Below are 15,921 nucleotides of genomic sequence, written 5' to 3' on the forward strand. Positions count from 1 at the left end.
GCGCCGCGCGGGCGGCGCTCGATCTCACTGGCGCTAAACATCCCACGTCAACCACCCTCAGAACCACGGGAAATAAATCGCCACAAAAATCAGGCAAATCCGGCACAACGGGTCAATACTGGCCATTTACCGCCTGCCTTGAATGAAGATGTTTTTAATCACTGAACTTCCAAGGCGAAACCCGCTCTTATGCCGGTAGCCATTGGTCATGGCCGCCTGCTAAGCTCGCGGCTTTACCCTGATTGCCCCTATGGCGCATGAACAAGGAAATAGCATGAAACAGCATCGTTTGGCGGCTGCGGTTGCCCTGGTAGGCCTGGTACTGGCTGGCTGCGACCAGCAGGCCAGCACTCCCGAGCTGAAAACTCCGGCACAGAAAGCCTCCTACGGTATCGGCCTGAACATGGGCAAGAGCCTGGCTCAGGAAGGCATGGAAGACCTTGATTCGAAAGCGGTCGCCCTCGGCATCGAAGACGCCGTCAGCAAGAAAGAACAGCGCATCAAGGACGAAGAGCTGGTAGAAGCCTTCACCGCGCTGCAGAAGCGTGCCGAAGAGCGTCTGGCCAAGGCCAGCGAAGAAGCGGCCTCCGCCGGCAAGAAATTCCTCGAAGAAAACGGCAAGAAGCCAGGTGTGGTCACTACCGCTTCCGGCCTGCAGTATGAAGTGGTCAAGAAGGCCGACGGCCCACAGCCCAAGCCAACTGACGTGGTCACTGTCCACTACGAAGGCAAGCTGATCGACGGCAAGGTGTTCGACAGCTCCGTCGAGCGCGGCAGCCCGATCGACCTGCCTGTCAGCGGCGTCATTCCAGGCTGGGTCGAAGGCCTGCAACTGATGCACGTCGGCGAGAAGTACAAGCTGTTCATCCCGGCTGAGCTGGCCTATGGCGCCCAGAGCCCAAGCCCGTTGATCCCGGCCAACTCGGTGCTGGTGTTCGACCTGGAGCTGCTCGGCATCAAGGACCAGAGCCAGCCACAAGGCGAGGCGCCTGAAGCGCCGGCTGAAGAGCCTGCCAAGTAATAGCCTTTGCGCTGCGAACAACGCCCCGTCCTTACGGGGCGTTTTCGTTTGTGCCCGGGCGAACCTCGTGGCGCGTGAACGGTCCGAGCAAAGGCAGTGCGACAATGTAGGAGGCGTCCGACGCAAATCGTTTGCGAATCTGAAACGACTGTGTAAAAAACGGCCGATCTGAGTGGCGCCCTTGCCTCATGGGCACCTGACGTCGGAAACTTCGCCCTGTTCACAAGGTTATCCACAATAAATGTGGATAACCCTTTCGCTGTTGGAGGCTCCATGAGCGCACCTTGGAATTTCGCCCGTTTCCTGCCCCTGGCCGAACGTTTGCTGAGTCGTGGCCGTTTGCCGGCACTGCTGTTCGCCGTGGCTCGAAAAGGCCCGCGCCTGGGACAGTTACGCGAAGACGTAAAGTTGTTGCAGGCGCTGTGCCTGGCCTGGTGGCGCGGTGAGTACCGGGCCATCAGCCCCAAGGCCCTGGTCACCGTTGTGGCGGGCTTGCTGTACTTCGTCAGCCCAATCGATGCCATTCCTGACTGGCTGCTGGGCGTGGGTTTTCTCGATGACATCGCCGTACTTGGCTGGGTACTCAAGACCGTGGCCGATGAGCTGGCGCGCTTCAAGGCCTGGCGTGACAGCCAGGCGCCCGAGCGTCTGCGGGTGGTCGAACGCTTGCCGGACACCCCGGAGGCGCTGCGTCTTGAGCGTAATACGCACTGAAAGCGACCCTGACCTGCACAGACTCCCAAGCTTGGTAATATAATTGGCATAAGGATTATGCCTACGGATTACATGCCGTAATCCTACGTGAGGGGGTTGTAATGGGTATTCAGGTTATCAGCCGGGACGGTCAGCCCGAGTACGCAGTCGTTCCTTGGGAGCAGTACCAGGCGCTGCTCAAGGCCGCCGGGCAGGCGCCCGCGGTTGCCAGCGTCGCGGCCAGCGAAGACAACGCACCTGCCGCCAGGCTGCCGGATTTCAGTGAAGTTGCCCAGTTACGTCAGGCCAAGGGCCTGGCGCCTGAGCAGTTGGCCCGTAATGTCGGCGTCAGCCCGGCGTATCTGGCCATGATCGAGTCGGGAGAGCGCCAACCGGACGCCGCGATCCGCCGCGCCCTGGCATGGCATCTGGGCGTGGCTGGCTGGAGCGAACCGTCATGAGCCAGGTCAGGATCAGCCGCCAGAATTGGGATAACCTGCTGTGCGAGCTTGACCTGGCCCGACGACAACGCCATCTGCTCACCTACCGCGCCCTGATCGAGCGCCTGCAGTTGCCCAGCCCGGCCATGCAGACGCTGACCGCCGCACTCGAATACCTGGCCGTGCTGGATGCCCGCGCCGAGCAGCCGCTGCGCAGCTCGCTGGTGATCAGCCAGGGCGCGAGCCGCCTGCCACGCACCGGGTTCTTTGAATGCGTCGAACGACTGGGACGGTTTTCCGGGCCGGTCGATGGCATGGAGGCGGCCTCCTGGCATGCTTCGGAGGTGGTGCGGGTGTTCGAGTATGCGTATCCAGAAGAGGCTTGAGGTGTTGGTGCTGGCCTCATCGCCGGCAAGCCGGCTCCCACAGGGATCGCGCAGCTTAGTTAGAAACTGAGCAAGACAGTTGCTCCTACAGGTAATGCGGTGATCTCAAGGTCATCGCAGTCACTGTGGGAGCCGGCTTGTCGTGGCGACGAACCGCGGCGATGGGGCCGTTACTGACAACGCATCGCGATGGATCTCACCACAAGGCTTGCCATCGCCATCGAGCACTGTCAGCGTCTCCAGGTGAGCCTGGCGGCGGAACGCTTCGAGCATTTGCCCAACGGTCGCACTTAGGCTCACGCTCGGGCGTTCGCTTGGGCGGGCGTGCAATGGCATCGACAGACTGTCCCGTATTCCCAGCTCCTGCGGTCTCCCCAGCAGATACCCTTGCACCAGGTCCACCCCCATCTCTGTCAGCACCGCCAGCTCTTCGGCCAATTCGATACCTTCGGCAATCACCTGCGCCTTCGACGCGCGAGCAATCTGCAGAATCGAGCCGACGAACTCGCGCTTGAGCGGGTCGCAGTGGATACCGTCGATGAAGTGGCGGTCGATCTTGACGTAGTCAGGGCGCAGCTCCGACCACAGCCGCAGGCTCGAATAGCCGGCCCCAAGGTCGTCCAGGGCAATGGAAAAACCCATGTCGCGGTAATGGTGCAACGCATTGAACAGCAACTGAAAGTCATCGGTGGGCGTTTGCTCGGTCAACTCGATCACCACCCGGCTGGGTGACAGGCCCACCTGTTCCAGCAGCTTTAGTGTGCGGCCGGACGGGTAGTGCGGTTCAAGCAGCGACTCTGGCGAGATGTTCAGGAACAACTTGCCTTCAAGGTTCTGTTCGCTGAAGCGGCGGCAGGCACTTTCCCGGCACGTCGCTTCCAGCTCGGTCAGGCGGCCGGCCTGACGGGCAATGGTGAACAGGTTCAGTGGCGAATGCAGCGGGCTGTTGGACGGGCCACGGCTCAAGGCCTCGTGACCGAAAATGCGTCCGTCTTCGGGGCAGATGATCGGCTGGAACAGACTGTGAATACTGCGATGAGCCAGGATGGCGCTCAAGGCACTGAGCTGTTCGGCGACGGTCATGACGGTTTCCTGAAAATGAAAGGGCCGGGCGTCTGCACGCCCGGCCCTTCTATTTCACGACAAGCCGATGACTGTTTAATGACAGGTCACATTAATCTGCCATCATCCAATCGCGTCCTCAGTGCTTGGCCACCGCCGAGCTCAGGCTCAGGTAGTCGAGCAGGATGCGACCGGTCTCGGACAGGTAGGCGTCATCTTCCGGCTTGGTATCTTCTTCCTCGGCCGGCAGTGCGTCTTCGTCCTCTTTCTTCAGCTCCTTGAGTGGTTCTTCACCCTTGGCCTTGCGGCGGATGTTCTCCAGTGCCAGCTGCTTGCCCTCGATGTCGTCATGGCGGGCACGGCGTGTCTGCTCGTTGAGGCTGACGGTCTTCTCGTTCATCAGCTTCTGGGTCAGAGCCAGGCGGTCACGGATGTAGGTGAACTCCGCATCCTTGGCGCTGCGCGCTTCATGCTGGGCCTTGAGCTGCGACAGGAACGGCTTGAACGGGTCGGCAGCAGGTTTGACCACCGGGCGGATGGTGTCCCACGGCATGGCTTCGGGCAGGGCGCTTTCGCCGATTTCCTTGGTGTCGATGATCGACGGGTAATCGATGTCCGGCAGTACGCCCTGATGCTGGGTGCTCTGCCCGGAAACCCGGTAGAACTTGGCCAGGGTCAGCTTCAGCTCGCCATGGTTGAGTGGCTGAATGGTCTGCACGGTGCCTTTGCCGAAGGTCTGGCCGCCGATGATCAGCGCACGGTGGTAGTCCTGCATGGCACCGGCGAAAATCTCCGAGGCCGAGGCCGACAGGCGGTTGACCAGCAGGGCCAGCGGGCCTTTGTAGAAGGCGCCAGGGTTCTCGTCTTCGAGCACGTCGACGCGTCCGTCGCTGTTGCGCACCAGCACGGTCGGGCCTTTCTCGATGAACAGGCTGGTCAGCTCGGTGGCTTCCTGCAGCGAACCACCGCCGTTGTTGCGCAGGTCGATGACCACGCCGTCGACTTTCTCTTTCTGCAGTTCGGTGAGCAGTTTCTTCACATCGCGCGTGGTGCTCTTGTACTCGGGGTCGCCTGCGCGGTAGGCCTTGAAGTCCAGGTAGAACGCCGGGATCTCGATGATGCCGAGCTTGTAGTCACGACCGTCCTGCTTGAGCTTGAGCACCGACTTCTTCGCTGCCTGCTCCTCGAGCTTGACTGCCTCGCGGGTGATCGAAACGATCTTGCTGGTCTGGTCGTTCGGCGCATTGCTGGCCGGGATGATTTCCAGGCGCACCACCGAGCCTTTCGGGCCACGGATCAGTTTGACCACTTCGTCCAGGCGCCAGCCGACCACGTCGACCATTTCCTTGTTGCCCTGGGCCACACCGATGATCTTGTCGGCCGGGGCCACCTGCTTGGTCTTGGCGGCAGGGCCTGCCGGTACCAGGCGCACGATCTTGACCTGGTCGTTGTCGCTTTGCAGCACCGCACCGATGCCTTCGAGCGACAGGCTCATGTTGATGTCGAAGTTCTCTGCGTTATCCGGCGACAGGTAGTTGGTGTGCGGGTCGTAGGACTGGGCAAAGGTGTTGATGTAGGCCTGGAAGATATCTTCGGCACGGGTCTGGTCCAGGCGCGACAGCTGGTTCTTGTAACGCTTGGTCAGGGTTTCCTGGATCTGCTTGGGATCCTTGCCGGCAATCTTCTGGCGCAGCACTTCGTCTTTCACACGCTTGCGCCACAGGTCATCGAGTTCAGCCTGGCTCTTCAGCCACGGCGCGTCCTTGCGGTCGACCAGCAAGGATTCGTTGGCGGTGAAGTCCATCTTGTCGACACCCTTGGCCAGTTCGGCCAGGGCGAAGTCCAGACGCTGCTTCACGCGGTTCAGGTAGCGCTTGTAGATGGTGAAGCCTGGGTCGAGGTTGCCGCTCTTGAGGAAATCGTCGAATTGCGTTTTCCATTTGTCGAATTCGGCGATGTCGGAAGCGGTGAAGTAGCTGCGCGCTGGGTCGAGCAGCTTGATGTAGCTGTCATAGATGATGGCCGAGCGCGCATCGTCCAGCGGAGGTTTGCTGTAATGGTGGCGCTTGAGCAGCTCCACCACGTTGAGGCTGGCAACGATTTCGTCGCGGTCCGGCTGCAGGCTGTCCCACTTGTTGGCGGCCGTTGCATTGCCGCCGAGCGTAAGGCTGCCCAGGCCAACGATGAGGGCGAGGGCGGTGCTTGGGAGGAAATGCTTCATGCTGATTCGACGTGGAGGCAATTGATCACGCATAGTAGGCCGTCTTTTCCGTTGCCGGTTCCCTAAGAACCGGACGCATACTGCAAAAAGCCTGGGACGTGCTGTTCCCAGGCTCAGTCATATGATTCAACTATGGAGGCACTGTGAAGGCATTGCAAGGCGTTGACGGACATGTGGCCTGGGTCGAGGCGGAGCGCCCGGCCTGTGACGCCGGTCAGGTACGTATTCGCGTGGCGGCTGCCGGGCTGAATCGAGCCGACCTGTTGCAGATGAAGGGCCTTTATCCACCACCGCCAGGCGCCAGCCCTTATATGGGCCTGGAATGCGCCGGGGTGATCGAGGAAGTGGGCGCCGGCGCCGACTGGCGCGTGGGTGACCGGGTCTGCGCGCTGTTGGCCAGTGGCGCGATGGCCGAGGAAGTGGTGGTGGATGCCCGCCATGTGCTGCCGGTGCCTGAGGGCCTGAGCCTGCAGGAAGCGGCTGCGATTCCGGAGGTCTACGCCACGGCCTGGCTGAATATCTTCCAGCTGGGTGGCGTCAAGGCCGGCGAGAAAGTGCTGGTGCATGCGGGGGCCAGTGGTGTGGGCTCGGCGGCCATTCAGCTGGGCAAGGCCTTCGGCAACCCTGTCTGGGTCAGTGTCGGCTCGCAGGACCGCCTGGCCTATTGCGTGGCGCTGGGCGCCGCTGGCGGCGTGGTGCGGAACGAGAACCTGGATGAGCTGGAAGGTTTCGGGCCGTTCGATGTGATTCTCGACCCGGTGGGCGCCAGTTATGGGCAGTTGAACCTCAAGCTGCTGGCCCGTGACGGCCGTTGGGTGATCATCGGTTTGATGGGCGGGCGCAAGGTCGAGCTGGATCTGGCCCTGGTGCTGGGCAAGCGCCTGCAGGTCACCGGTTCCACGCTGCGCAACCGTGACGACAGCTTCAAGGGTGAGTTGCTGCGCGAGCTGCAGCAGCAGGTGTGGCCGCTGTTTGCCGAAGGGCGGTTGTCGCCGCAACTGGTCGATACCTACCCGGTGGAGTTTGCCCAGGCGGCGTATGCCGAGCTTGAGAGCAACCAGGTGTCGGGCAAGCTGGTGATGGTGATCGATCCGAAGCTGGTGTAACCCATTACGGCCTCATCGCCGGCAAGCCGGCTCCCACAGGTGATGCAGTGATCTCAAGATTGTTGCGGTACATGTGGGAGCCGGCTTGCCGGCGATTAGGCCGGAACAATCAACATGAAACTTCAGCTCCAGCTCAAAATAGGCCAGCCATTGATCTCGGCATGTTCACGCAACACCGAATCCGGGTTGACCACATGCGGGAAGTCCACCTTCAGCAACAACGGCAGGTCGTTGCGTGAATCGGAATAGAAACTCGCCCCTTCCAGATTCTCCTGTTCCTGGTCCAGCCACTCCAGCAGCCGCGTGATCTTGCCCTCGCGGTAGGTCAGCACCCCATGGGTCTTGCCGGTATACACCCCGTTCACCGCTTCCAGCTCGATCGCCAGGTATTCGTCCACGCCGAGGCGCGCCGCAATCGGCCCGACCAGATGGGTACCCGAGGCGGAGATGATCAGAATCCGGTCACCGCGCTTGCGGTGCTCGGCGATGCAGCGGCAGGCATCGCCAAAGATGATCGGCTCGATCACGTCCTCGACCCACGGCTCGACCAGGTGTTCGACCTCTTCCAGGGTGCGCCCGGCAATCGGCTCCAGGCTGAACGCCATGTAGTCCTCCATCGCCAGGTGGCCTTTGCCATAGGCCTCCATCAGTTCATGGTCGCGGCGCAGGAAAGCCTTGCCATCGACCCAGCCCAGCCGGGCCATCTGCTCGCTCCACAACGATGCACAGTCGCCGTGGATGAGGGTTTCGTCCAGATCGAAAATTGCCAATGCCATTTCGCTTATCTCCTAGGCCACTTCGCGCAGCGCGGTGGGGTCGATCGACAACGATACCCGCTGGCCGTCGGCGTGCAGGTCTGCCGACGAGCGATTGAGCACGTCTACTACCAGCTCCACATCGCGTATCCGCACGCGGTAGCGAATCACATTGCCCAGCAGGCTGTGGCTGCGTACTTCGCCGTCGAGCTCACCATTGACGCCCAGGGTGATCGACTCCGGGCGAATCGCCAGGCGGCTGTTCACCGGGCGTTGCAGCAGGCGGCTGGCACTGTCGGCGTCCAGCAGGTTGTAGTTGCCGATGAAGCCGGCGGCGAACAGGTCTACCGGTGCGGTGTAGAGGGTTTCGGCATCGCCGCTCTGGACGATGCGCCCCTGGTTCATCAGGAAGATGCGGTCAGACATTGTCAGCGCTTCTTCCTGATCGTGGGTGACGAAAATCGTCGTCAGCCCCAGTTCCCGCTGAATGGCGCGAATCTGCTCGCGCAGGTGCTTGCGGATGCGCGCATCCAGCGCCGACAGCGGTTCGTCCAGCAGCAACAGGCGTGGCCGGGTCACCAGCGAGCGGGCCAGGGCCACACGCTGGCACTGGCCGCCGGACAGCTGGTGCGGGTAGCGCCCGGCGAAATTGCCTAGCTCGACCAGCTCCAGGGCCTCGCGTACCCGCGCCTGGCTTTCTTCGGTTCGGACCTTCTGGATGCGCAGGCCGAAGGCGACGTTCTGCTCCACGGTCATGTTGGGGAACAGCGCATAGCTCTGGAACACCATGCCGATCCCGCGTTTTTGCGGGCTCAGTGGCACCAGGTCCTGGCCATCGAGCAGGATCTTGCCGCTGTCCACCGGGGTCAGCCCGGCGATGCAGCGCAGCAGGGTGGATTTACCACAGCCGGACGGGCCGAGCAGGGTGACGAACTCGCCGCGTTCGATCTGGCAGTCGATATCGTGGAACACCGGGCTGCCGGCATAGCTTTTGTGCAGTTTCTGTACGCTGACGAAGCTCATGTCAGGTTTTGTCCTTGTTCAAGCGGTTGGCGACCCAGGTCAGCACCAGCACGAAGGCGAAGTACGAGATCACCAGTGCGCTGTTGAAGTGGCCGCTGCTGTTGCGCATGTTGTTCAGGTACACCTGCAGGGTCTCGTAGCGGGTGCCAACCAGCAGGTTGGCGAACACGAATTCGCCGAACAGGAACGAGAACGACAGCAGCAGCGCCACCATCAGGCCTTTGCGCAGGTTTGGCAGCACCACCATGAACGCCGCCTGCCAGGTACTGGCCCCCAGCAGTTGCGCGGCGTCCATCAGGTCGCGCAGGTTGATCGCCTGCAAGTTGTTGGTGATGGCGCGGTACATGAAGGGCAGGGCGATGGTCAAGTAGCAGCCGATCAGGATCCACGGCGTGCCGACCATCGCCATCGGCCCGCTGCCGTACAGTTGCAGCAGCCCCACCGAGGACACCACCGGCGGTACCGCGAACGGCAGCAGGATGAGAATGTTCATCAGCGCGTCGAGTTTGGGGAAGTGGTAATGCACCACGAACAGCAGCGGCAGAATCAGCACCACCGACAGCACCAGAGCGCCGATGCACACCAGCAGCGATTGGCCGAAGGCTGCCAGGAAGCGCGGTTCGCTCCACAGTGCCACGTACCATTTCAAGGTCAGGCCGCTGGGTAGCAGGCTGGCCGACCAACTGGTGGCCAGGGAATAGAGCAGGGTGCCAGCCAGCGGCAGCAGCAGAATGAGAAACAGCAGGTACACCACCACGCGGTGGTAGAGGCTGCCGCGGGCAGTTTCAGCGCGCATGGTAGCTCCTCTTCAGCAGCCATTGATGAACCACGGTCACCAGGGTCATCAGCCCCACCAGCACCATCGCCAGGGCGCTGGCCAGGTTCGGGTCGAGGGTGATGTCGCCTGCTACCAGGGCCGCGATGCGGATCGGCAGCACGTTGAAGTTGCCGGTGGTCAGGGCGTAGACCGTGGCGTAGGCGCCCAGGGCGTTGGCCAGCAGGATGACGAAGGTACCCAGCAGGGCCGGGGTCAGCACCGGCAGGCCAATGTGCCGCCAGTATTGCCAGTGGTTGGCGCCGAGCAGCGCAGCTGATTCGCGCCAGTCTTCGCGCAGGGCGTCGAAGGCGGGGTAGAGCAGCAGTACGCCGAGGGGGATCTGGAAGTAGGTGTACACCAGAATCAGGCCGGTCTTGGAGTAGATGCTGAAATCCTCCAGCAGCCCGACCTGTTTAAGCAGCAGGGTCAGCGCACCATTGAAGCCGAGCAGAATGATGAAGGCAAAGGCCAGTGGCACCCCGGCGAAGTTGCTGGTCATGTTGGCGAACGCGCTGACGAAGTCGCGCAGGCGTGAGTCCACCTGACGCAGCGAGTAGGCGCCGAGAGTGGCGATCAGGATGCCGAACAGGCTCGACCAGAAGCTGATCTCCAGGCTGCGCTGCAGTGCCTGCAGGTAGAACTTCGAAGCGAACACCTTGCTGAAGTTTTCCAGCCCCCAGCCCGCGTCCGATTGCACGCTGTTGAGGGCGACCCAGGCCAGCGGGGCGATCTGGAACACGATGAAGAACGCGGCGAACGGCAGCAGGCAGAGCAGGGCCAGGTAGCGGCCGCGGTGGCTGCTGCTCTTGGGTGTAGTCACTTGAGCAGCTCCCGGCACACGGTCTTGTCGTGGGGCGCGCCCAACAACTCGCAAATGGTCCCGCACAGCTCGGTCTGCAGCGGCTTGGCCGCAGGGTCGAGGCTGAAGGCTTCGCCGAACACGAACAACGGCACCTCACGTTCCTCGGCCAGCAGGCCATTGTGCGAGCGGTCGTTGTTCATGCCGTGGTCGGCGGTGACCAGCACCTGGTAACCCTCTTCGAGCCAGCGTGGCAGGTAGTCGGCCAAGAGGATATCGGCCGAGCGAGCGGCGTTGCGGTACTGGCTGCTGTCCAGGCCATGGCGGTGGCCGGTGTCGTCGATGTTCATCGGGTGCACCAGCAGGAAGTTCGGCGCATGGCGGCGGCGCAGGTATTCGGCGTCGGCCAGCAGGTGTGAGTCAGGGTAATGGTCGGCCCAGTAGAACAGGCCGTGCTGGATCGGCAGCTTCGGCGCATGGGTATGGCGGTCGCGCAGCGGGTCGAACGGCGAGCGGTTGTACAGCTCGCTCATCCAGTGGTAGGCCGCTGCAGCAGTGCCCAGGCCGGCCTCGCGGGCGTAGTGGAACACGCTGCGCTGGTTGGAAAGGCGGTTGACGTTGTTGTGCACGATGCCGCTTTCGATCGGCGGCACACCGGTGAGAATGCACTCGTACAACGGGCGCGACAGCGAGGGCAGTTCGCATTCCACGCGGTACAGCGCGGCGCGGTCGGCTTCGACGTAGGCGTGCAGATGGCCCATGGCATGGTGGGCCACCTGATGGTTGAGACCGTCGAGCAGGACCAGGATGACGTTGTGTTGCATGATTGCTCCAATCATTACCGGGTTGGCCTCATCGCCGGCAAGCCAGCTCCCACAGGGATAATGGCGACCCCTGTGGGAGTCGGCTTGCCGGCGATGAGGCCGGTTCAGGCGCTAAAGAAACCCGCCCTTTATTCCATCTCGATAATCACTTGCTCCTGCCACATCTGCGGCAGTTGCTTCGAGGTAGCTTCCCATGCCTCGGCATTCTTGATCGGTTGGGCAGCCTTGTACTGTTCATTAGGCAGCAACTTGGCCTGCACGTCCTCCGGCAGCTTCAGGTGCTCGGCACGAATCGGCCGGGCATGCCCCTTGGCCAGGTTGATCTGCCCGGCATCGCTGAAGATGTATTCACGCGCAAGCTTCGCGGCGTTCGGGTTCTTGGCGTATTTGTTGATGACCGTGGTGTAGCCGGAAATCACCGACCCGTCGGACGGAATCAGCACGTCGAAACGCTTGGGGTCGATCTGCTCGCGGTAGCTCAAACCATTGAAGTCCCATACCACGCCGACTTCCACCTCGCCCTTTTCCAGGGTCTGGATGGTCGGGTTGGCCAGCGACAGGCGCTTTTGCTGGGCCAGTTTGGTGAACAACTGCAGGCCAGGAGCCAGGTTGCTCTCATCGCCCTTGTAGGCGATGGCCGCAGCCAGCACGCCGTTGGCGGCCTGGGCGGCGGTGCCGACGTCACCGATGGCGACCTTGTACTTGCCTTTTTCCAGGTCATGCCAGGAGCTTGGCCGTTCGCCCTCCTTCACCAGGTCCTTGTTGATGATGAACGCGATGGTGCCGGTATAGGCCAGGGCCCAGTGGCCGTCCTTGTCCTTGGCCCACTCCGGTACCTGGTCCCAGGTGCTTGGCTTGTACGGCTGAGTCACGCCCTTGGCCGCAGCAATCGGGCCGAAGGCGGCACCCACGTCGCCAATGTCGGCACTGGCGTTGTCCTTCTCGGCTTCGAACTTGGCGATTTCCTGGGCCGAGCTCATGTCGGTGTCACTGTGCTTGAGGCCGTACTTGCTGGCCAGGTCTTCCCAGGTGCCTTTCCAGTTGGCCCAGGCATCGGGCATGCCCACGCTGTTGACGGTGCCTTCCTTGCGGGCGGCCTCTTCCAGGGCCTTGAGGTCCGCGGCCATGGCCGAGGTGCACAAAGCGATGGCCGAACCGAGCAGTGACGCCATGAAGAACTTTTTCATCCGAAGCTCCTTGGGTGGGTGCCTTAAGCGATCGTTGTTATGAATGAAACCTGTGCTTGGGAACTGTTGGTCTAGGTCAGCAAACCTTGAGCCAAGGTAGGCCGCTTGCGTGACAGTTTGATGTAGGGGAAGGCCTTGGTCGGGCGGAGCGGCTTCCTGGAAGTACAGCGTAGACCACATGGCGCCCCTGAATTTGCTGGCTTGGCCCGGATCTGGCAGCACACGGCCAAAGCCTTTGTCACAGGATGTTCATCAGCCCTGCCTAGGCTTGCACTATTCTCCAGATGCCCTGTTATGGGGCTGGACTAGTCCAGATAGGTAACCTTTGATGCAGTCGACGCCACCGAGAGCGGTAACAGCCATCTGCCACGCCCTGCAGGAGCAGATCGAGCACGGCCTGCTGGCGCCGGGTGGCAAGCTGCCAGCAGAACGCAAGCTCAGTGAAGTGTTCGATACCACGCGCATCACCCTGCGTGAGGCGCTGGTGCAGCTCGAGGCCCAGGGTTTGATCTACCGGGAGGAACGGCGGGGCTGGTTCGTGGCGCCGGAGCGCCTGACCTACGACCTGATCGAACGCAGCCACTTCCACGCCATGGTGCGAGACCAGGGCCGACTGCCGAGCACCGAGCTGCTGTCGGCACGCTTGCAGCCAGCCTCGGCGGCCATCTGCGCCCGTCTGCGTTTGCCTGCATTGTCCAGTGTGGTGCGTATCTGCCGTTTGCGGCGTATCGATGGGCGTGCGGTGCTGTATGCCGAGCACTACCTCAACCCGAAGTATTTTCCGGACATTCTCGAGCAGGACCTGGCGCAGTCACTGACTGAGATCTACGCCCGGGTTTATGGCATTCGTTATGGCCAGGTGTGTTTCGAGATCCTGCCGACGGCGCTGCCGGCGGACGCGGCCAGTGCCCTGAAGGTGTCGGCGGGTAGCCCGGGGTTGCATATCACCCGGGTCAACAGCGACCAGCATGGGCATCTGATCGACTGCGACCTGGAGTATTGGCGCCATGATGCGATTCGTATCCGGGCGCAGGCGGGGTAGGGGGCCGCTTCGCGCCCCATCGCAGGCTTCGCCAGCTCCCACGGAAAACTCCCCAAAAAAGTTGGACACAAATCCAACCCTTGGAGTCTGCCTACTTCGTGGGAGCTGGCGAAGCCTGCGATGGGGCGCAAAGCGCCCCTAGGAAGCAGCCCCGCCGCCGGCCGTCACCACCTGCACCGACAACCGCGGCGTCGCCAGGTCCAGCCCCGCCTCATCCAGTTGCCGCTTCAACGCTAGGTTGAACGCCCGCGACACTTCCCATTGCTTGATCGGCGCAGTCTTGAACCGCGCCCGTAGAATCGCCGAGCCCGACTCAAAGCTTTCTACCCCCTGCAACTCCAGCGGTGACCAGATGTTGCGGCGCATCAGCGGGTCGTTGCGCAGCTTCTGACCCACCTCGCGGATGAGGGTGATGGCCTGGTCGATATTCATGCTGTGGGGAATCGCCACGCGGAAAATCGCATAGCCGAACTCACGCGAGTAGTTCTTGATGCTCTTGATTTCACTGAACGGAATGGTGTGCACGATGCCGTCGATGTCGCGCAGGCGCACGGTGCGGATGGTCAGGCCTTCCACGGTGCCCAGGTGCCCGCCGACGTCCACGTAGTCGTCGATGGCCAGCGAGTCCTCGATGATGATGAACAACCCGGTGATCAGGTCGGCCACCAGCGACTGCGCACCAAAACCGATGGCCAGGCCGATCACACCGGCACCGGCCAGCAGCGGGGTGACGTTCATGCCCATGTTGGCCAGGGCCACGATCACCGCGATGATGAAAATGGCCACGAACATCACGTTGCGGATCAGCGGCATCATGGTCTGCGCACGGGCGTTGGCCAGGCCCCGGCGCGAGCGGACCAGTGCGTGGTGCACGGCGGTGTCGGCCAGAATCCACACCAGCCAGGCGGCAATCAGGGTGCCGGCCAGGCCCAGCAGGCGCAGGCTCACCTCATGGCCTTCGCCCTCGGCGAAACCGATCATCGACAGGCCCCACACGCGCAGGCCCAGTTCGATGAACGCCAGCCAGATGAACAGGTGCACTAGCGCATAGCCGAAGTTGCGCAGGCGCTCGGTGTATACCGCCTGGCGCTTGTTGGCGCGTTTCGGGTTGGCTGCGTGACGGCGCACCAGGCCGTTGAGCACCATGCAGACCACCACCAGCACAGTGCACATCAGCGACTGGCGCAAGGCGGTGCTGGTATCACCGGCCGAGACGAAGGTGGCGAACAGTGAGATGGCCACCAGGATCAGCGCTGGCAGGTACCAGAAGCTGCCGAGGATCTCGATGGTGTCGCTCAACGTGCGTCGGGTCAGGCGCCGCGACAACGGCTGGTTGCGGATCAAATGCGCGATCGGGCGGCGGAAGCGCAGAATGAACAGCCCGGTGCACACCGCAGCGACGACGTTGGCCAGGGTCGCCAGGGTATGGGCCAGGTGGCCGCCCAGGGCCGCGGTCATGCGTGGGTCACTCATCGCCTCGCCGAACGCGGCGAAGCTGCCGATCAGCCATAGCGGGCGAAACGCCTGGTGGCGCAGGATGTGCAGCGCGCGGTGGCGATGCGGGCCATCGAGCAACGAGAAGGCGATGACGCAGATGGCCGAGAAGCAAGTACCCACCACCAGTGCGTAGGCCAGGACCATGGCCAGCGACTTGCCCAGCGAAGGGGGCAGGGCGAAGCTCAGGTACACGGTGAAGACCAGCGCTACCAGCCACGGCCCCAGCTTGCGCAGGGCAAACCGCACCAGGTCCCAGGTGCGAGGATGCTGGGGCAGTTCCTCGGTCAGCCCGAAGCGCACTCGAACCCGGTGGCCGACCCAGTTGAAGGCATAGGCCAGCAAGCTCCAGACCGCGATGACGGCGGCAAAGCCGAACAGAATCGCTGGCCATTGGTGCACCGGAACCATCAGTGCGCTGAGTTCGGTCTGGGCTTGCTCGATTTCCTGGGACCAGCGGTTGAACGGGCTGGCATCGCCGCTGAATTGCTTTTCCAGGTCATGCAGCGCACCGCCGATCAGCCCGAGCACCCCCTGTTCCACGGTGGGTTGCGACTGCTTGGTGGCATCGCGCAGCTTCTTCAGGTCGGCCAGCAGCTTGGCGCGTTGCTGGTCGTTCTCAAGGTTCTTGATCACCTCGTCCAGCGACTTGCCCAGTGGTTCGCTGGCTTCAGGTTGTGCCGGTGCGCTCGAACCCAGCAAGCCGGGGAGGCCCGCAGCCTGGACCGGGGTGATGAACAGAAGCAGCAGAAGGGTCAGGCAACGCAGGAGGGCAGGCACCGGTAAATCTACCTCAGGTCAAACGATTGACCGAGTGTAGAGGTTTATGACGGCAGTTGCTCCAGGATCTTCCAGCAGGTGAGGCCGAAGATGCCCAGGGTGCCGATCCACATCATCAGCACGCCGACGTTGCGATCACGCAGGCTGAAGCCGATGGTCAGCAGCATCAGGAACAGGAAGACGGGGATGAACAGGGACAAGAAGGGGGACATGGACAGCAATCCTTGTGCTTTGGGGCATGTCTGAAGCATAGCGGGTCGAGCGGGGAAGG

The 15,921-nt window shown here is 62.3% G+C and carries 16 protein-coding genes; 6 read left to right on the top strand and 10 right to left on the bottom strand.

Annotation, left to right across the window (positions count from 1 at the left end; translation table 11 throughout):
• Positions 1-274: 274 nt before the first annotated feature.
• The 4 genes from PspTeo4_RS00005 (at position 275) to PspTeo4_RS00020 (ending at position 2,540) form a co-directional block, all read left to right on the top strand.
• Entirely contained in the window at positions 275-1,021 is a 747-nt protein-coding gene (locus tag PspTeo4_RS00005; protein WP_322361789.1) for an FKBP-type peptidyl-prolyl cis-trans isomerase, read from the top strand.
• Between the two features lie 273 nt (positions 1,022-1,294).
• Positions 1,295-1,735 carry a YkvA family protein gene (locus PspTeo4_RS00010; protein WP_322361790.1) on the top strand — a complete coding sequence of 147 codons (441 nt, stop codon included), beginning with the start codon at positions 1,295-1,297 and terminating at the stop codon, positions 1,733-1,735.
• Between the two features lie 101 nt (positions 1,736-1,836).
• Entirely contained in the window at positions 1,837-2,175 is a 339-nt protein-coding gene (locus PspTeo4_RS00015) for a helix-turn-helix transcriptional regulator (protein ID WP_322361791.1), read from the top strand.
• Complete coding sequence (locus PspTeo4_RS00020; RefSeq protein WP_322361792.1) at positions 2,172-2,540, top strand: hypothetical protein; 369 nt, start codon at positions 2,172-2,174, stop codon at positions 2,538-2,540. The genes PspTeo4_RS00015 and PspTeo4_RS00020 overlap by 4 nt, the downstream gene beginning before the upstream one ends.
• A gap of 120 nt (positions 2,541-2,660) precedes the next feature.
• Here PspTeo4_RS00020 and PspTeo4_RS00025 read toward each other — a convergent pair whose 3' ends face one another.
• Both PspTeo4_RS00025 and PspTeo4_RS00030 read right to left on the bottom strand, forming a co-directional pair.
• Positions 2,661-3,623, bottom strand: a complete 963-nt coding sequence (locus tag PspTeo4_RS00025) for an EAL domain-containing protein (RefSeq protein WP_322361793.1) — start codon at positions 3,621-3,623, stop codon at positions 2,661-2,663.
• 118 nt (positions 3,624-3,741) lie between these two features.
• Positions 3,742-5,823: a carboxy terminal-processing peptidase gene (locus tag PspTeo4_RS00030; protein ID WP_322361794.1), complete on the bottom strand. Its 2,082-nt coding sequence runs from the start codon at positions 5,821-5,823 to the stop codon at positions 3,742-3,744.
• Between the two features lie 143 nt (positions 5,824-5,966).
• Between PspTeo4_RS00030 and PspTeo4_RS00035 the strand changes: the two genes are divergently transcribed.
• Positions 5,967-6,929 (top strand): NAD(P)H-quinone oxidoreductase, encoded by a 963-nt coding sequence (locus tag PspTeo4_RS00035; RefSeq protein WP_322361795.1) that lies wholly within the window; start codon positions 5,967-5,969, stop codon positions 6,927-6,929.
• Positions 6,930-7,051: 122 nt separating this feature from the next.
• Here the strand turns inward: PspTeo4_RS00035 and PspTeo4_RS00040 are convergent, their stop codons facing one another.
• From PspTeo4_RS00040 to PspTeo4_RS00065, 6 genes are all read right to left on the bottom strand, one after another.
• Complete coding sequence (locus tag PspTeo4_RS00040) at positions 7,052-7,705, bottom strand: HAD family hydrolase (RefSeq protein WP_322361796.1); 654 nt, start codon at positions 7,703-7,705, stop codon at positions 7,052-7,054.
• Positions 7,706-7,717: 12 nt separating this feature from the next.
• On the bottom strand, positions 7,718-8,707 hold the full coding sequence (locus PspTeo4_RS00045) for an ABC transporter ATP-binding protein (RefSeq protein ID WP_322361797.1): 990 nt from the start codon (positions 8,705-8,707) through the stop codon (positions 7,718-7,720).
• Between the two features lies 1 nt (position 8,708).
• On the bottom strand, positions 8,709-9,503 hold the full coding sequence (locus PspTeo4_RS00050) for an ABC transporter permease (protein ID WP_322361798.1): 795 nt from the start codon (positions 9,501-9,503) through the stop codon (positions 8,709-8,711).
• Positions 9,493-10,344, bottom strand: a complete 852-nt coding sequence (locus PspTeo4_RS00055) for an ABC transporter permease subunit (protein WP_322361799.1) — start codon at positions 10,342-10,344, stop codon at positions 9,493-9,495. The genes PspTeo4_RS00050 and PspTeo4_RS00055 overlap by 11 nt, the downstream gene beginning before the upstream one ends.
• A complete protein-coding gene (locus tag PspTeo4_RS00060) occupies positions 10,341-11,147 on the bottom strand; it encodes an alkaline phosphatase family protein (protein WP_322361800.1) in 807 nt (268 codons plus the stop codon). Before PspTeo4_RS00060 ends, PspTeo4_RS00055 begins: the two co-directional genes overlap by 4 nt.
• Before the next feature lie 128 nt (positions 11,148-11,275).
• Positions 11,276-12,334 (bottom strand): ABC transporter substrate-binding protein, encoded by a 1,059-nt coding sequence (locus PspTeo4_RS00065; protein ID WP_322361801.1) that lies wholly within the window; start codon positions 12,332-12,334, stop codon positions 11,276-11,278.
• 328 nt (positions 12,335-12,662) lie between these two features.
• On the opposite strand from PspTeo4_RS00065, the gene phnR reads away from it, so the two are divergent.
• A complete protein-coding gene (phnR, locus tag PspTeo4_RS00070; protein ID WP_322361802.1) occupies positions 12,663-13,376 on the top strand; it encodes a phosphonate utilization transcriptional regulator PhnR in 714 nt (237 codons plus the stop codon).
• A 138-nt stretch (positions 13,377-13,514) separates the two neighbouring features.
• Here phnR and PspTeo4_RS00075 read toward each other — a convergent pair whose 3' ends face one another.
• The gene (locus tag PspTeo4_RS00075; RefSeq protein WP_322361803.1) at positions 13,515-15,650 is read right to left on the bottom strand and encodes a mechanosensitive ion channel family protein; all 2,136 of its coding nucleotides are present in this window, start codon (positions 15,648-15,650) and stop codon (positions 13,515-13,517) included.
• A gap of 44 nt (positions 15,651-15,694) precedes the next feature.
• Positions 15,695-15,862: a hypothetical protein gene (locus PspTeo4_RS00080; protein WP_322361804.1), complete on the bottom strand. Its 168-nt coding sequence runs from the start codon at positions 15,860-15,862 to the stop codon at positions 15,695-15,697.
• Positions 15,863-15,921: the final 59 nt, after the last annotated feature.

Origin of the sequence: Pseudomonas sp. Teo4 (assembly GCF_034387475.1) — a bacterium.
Taxonomy (GTDB): Bacteria; Pseudomonadota; Gammaproteobacteria; order Pseudomonadales; family Pseudomonadaceae; genus Aquipseudomonas.

Bases quoted from the DNA above. Each gene is read 5' to 3' on its own strand.
- phnR (WP_322361802.1), top strand. From the start codon at position 12,663: ATGCAGTCGACGCCACCGAGAGCGGTAACAGCCATCTGCCACGCCCTG.
- PspTeo4_RS00010 (WP_322361790.1), top strand. From the start codon at position 1,295: ATGAGCGCACCTTGGAATTTCGCCCGTTTCCTGCCCCTGGCCGAACGT.
- PspTeo4_RS00030 (WP_322361794.1), bottom strand. From the start codon at position 5,823: ATGAAGCATTTCCTCCCAAGCACCGCCCTCGCCCTCATCGTTGGCCTG.
- PspTeo4_RS00005 (WP_322361789.1), top strand. From the start codon at position 275: ATGAAACAGCATCGTTTGGCGGCTGCGGTTGCCCTGGTAGGCCTGGTA.
- PspTeo4_RS00025 (WP_322361793.1), bottom strand. From the start codon at position 3,623: ATGACCGTCGCCGAACAGCTCAGTGCCTTGAGCGCCATCCTGGCTCAT.
- PspTeo4_RS00050 (WP_322361798.1), bottom strand. From the start codon at position 9,503: ATGCGCGCTGAAACTGCCCGCGGCAGCCTCTACCACCGCGTGGTGGTG.
- PspTeo4_RS00020 (WP_322361792.1), top strand. From the start codon at position 2,172: ATGAGCCAGGTCAGGATCAGCCGCCAGAATTGGGATAACCTGCTGTGC.
- PspTeo4_RS00045 (WP_322361797.1), bottom strand. From the start codon at position 8,707: ATGAGCTTCGTCAGCGTACAGAAACTGCACAAAAGCTATGCCGGCAGC.
- PspTeo4_RS00060 (WP_322361800.1), bottom strand. From the start codon at position 11,147: ATGCAACACAACGTCATCCTGGTCCTGCTCGACGGTCTCAACCATCAG.
- PspTeo4_RS00040 (WP_322361796.1), bottom strand. From the start codon at position 7,705: ATGGCATTGGCAATTTTCGATCTGGACGAAACCCTCATCCACGGCGAC.
- PspTeo4_RS00080 (WP_322361804.1), bottom strand. From the start codon at position 15,862: ATGTCCCCCTTCTTGTCCCTGTTCATCCCCGTCTTCCTGTTCCTGATG.
- PspTeo4_RS00065 (WP_322361801.1), bottom strand. From the start codon at position 12,334: ATGAAAAAGTTCTTCATGGCGTCACTGCTCGGTTCGGCCATCGCTTTG.
- PspTeo4_RS00015 (WP_322361791.1), top strand. From the start codon at position 1,837: ATGGGTATTCAGGTTATCAGCCGGGACGGTCAGCCCGAGTACGCAGTC.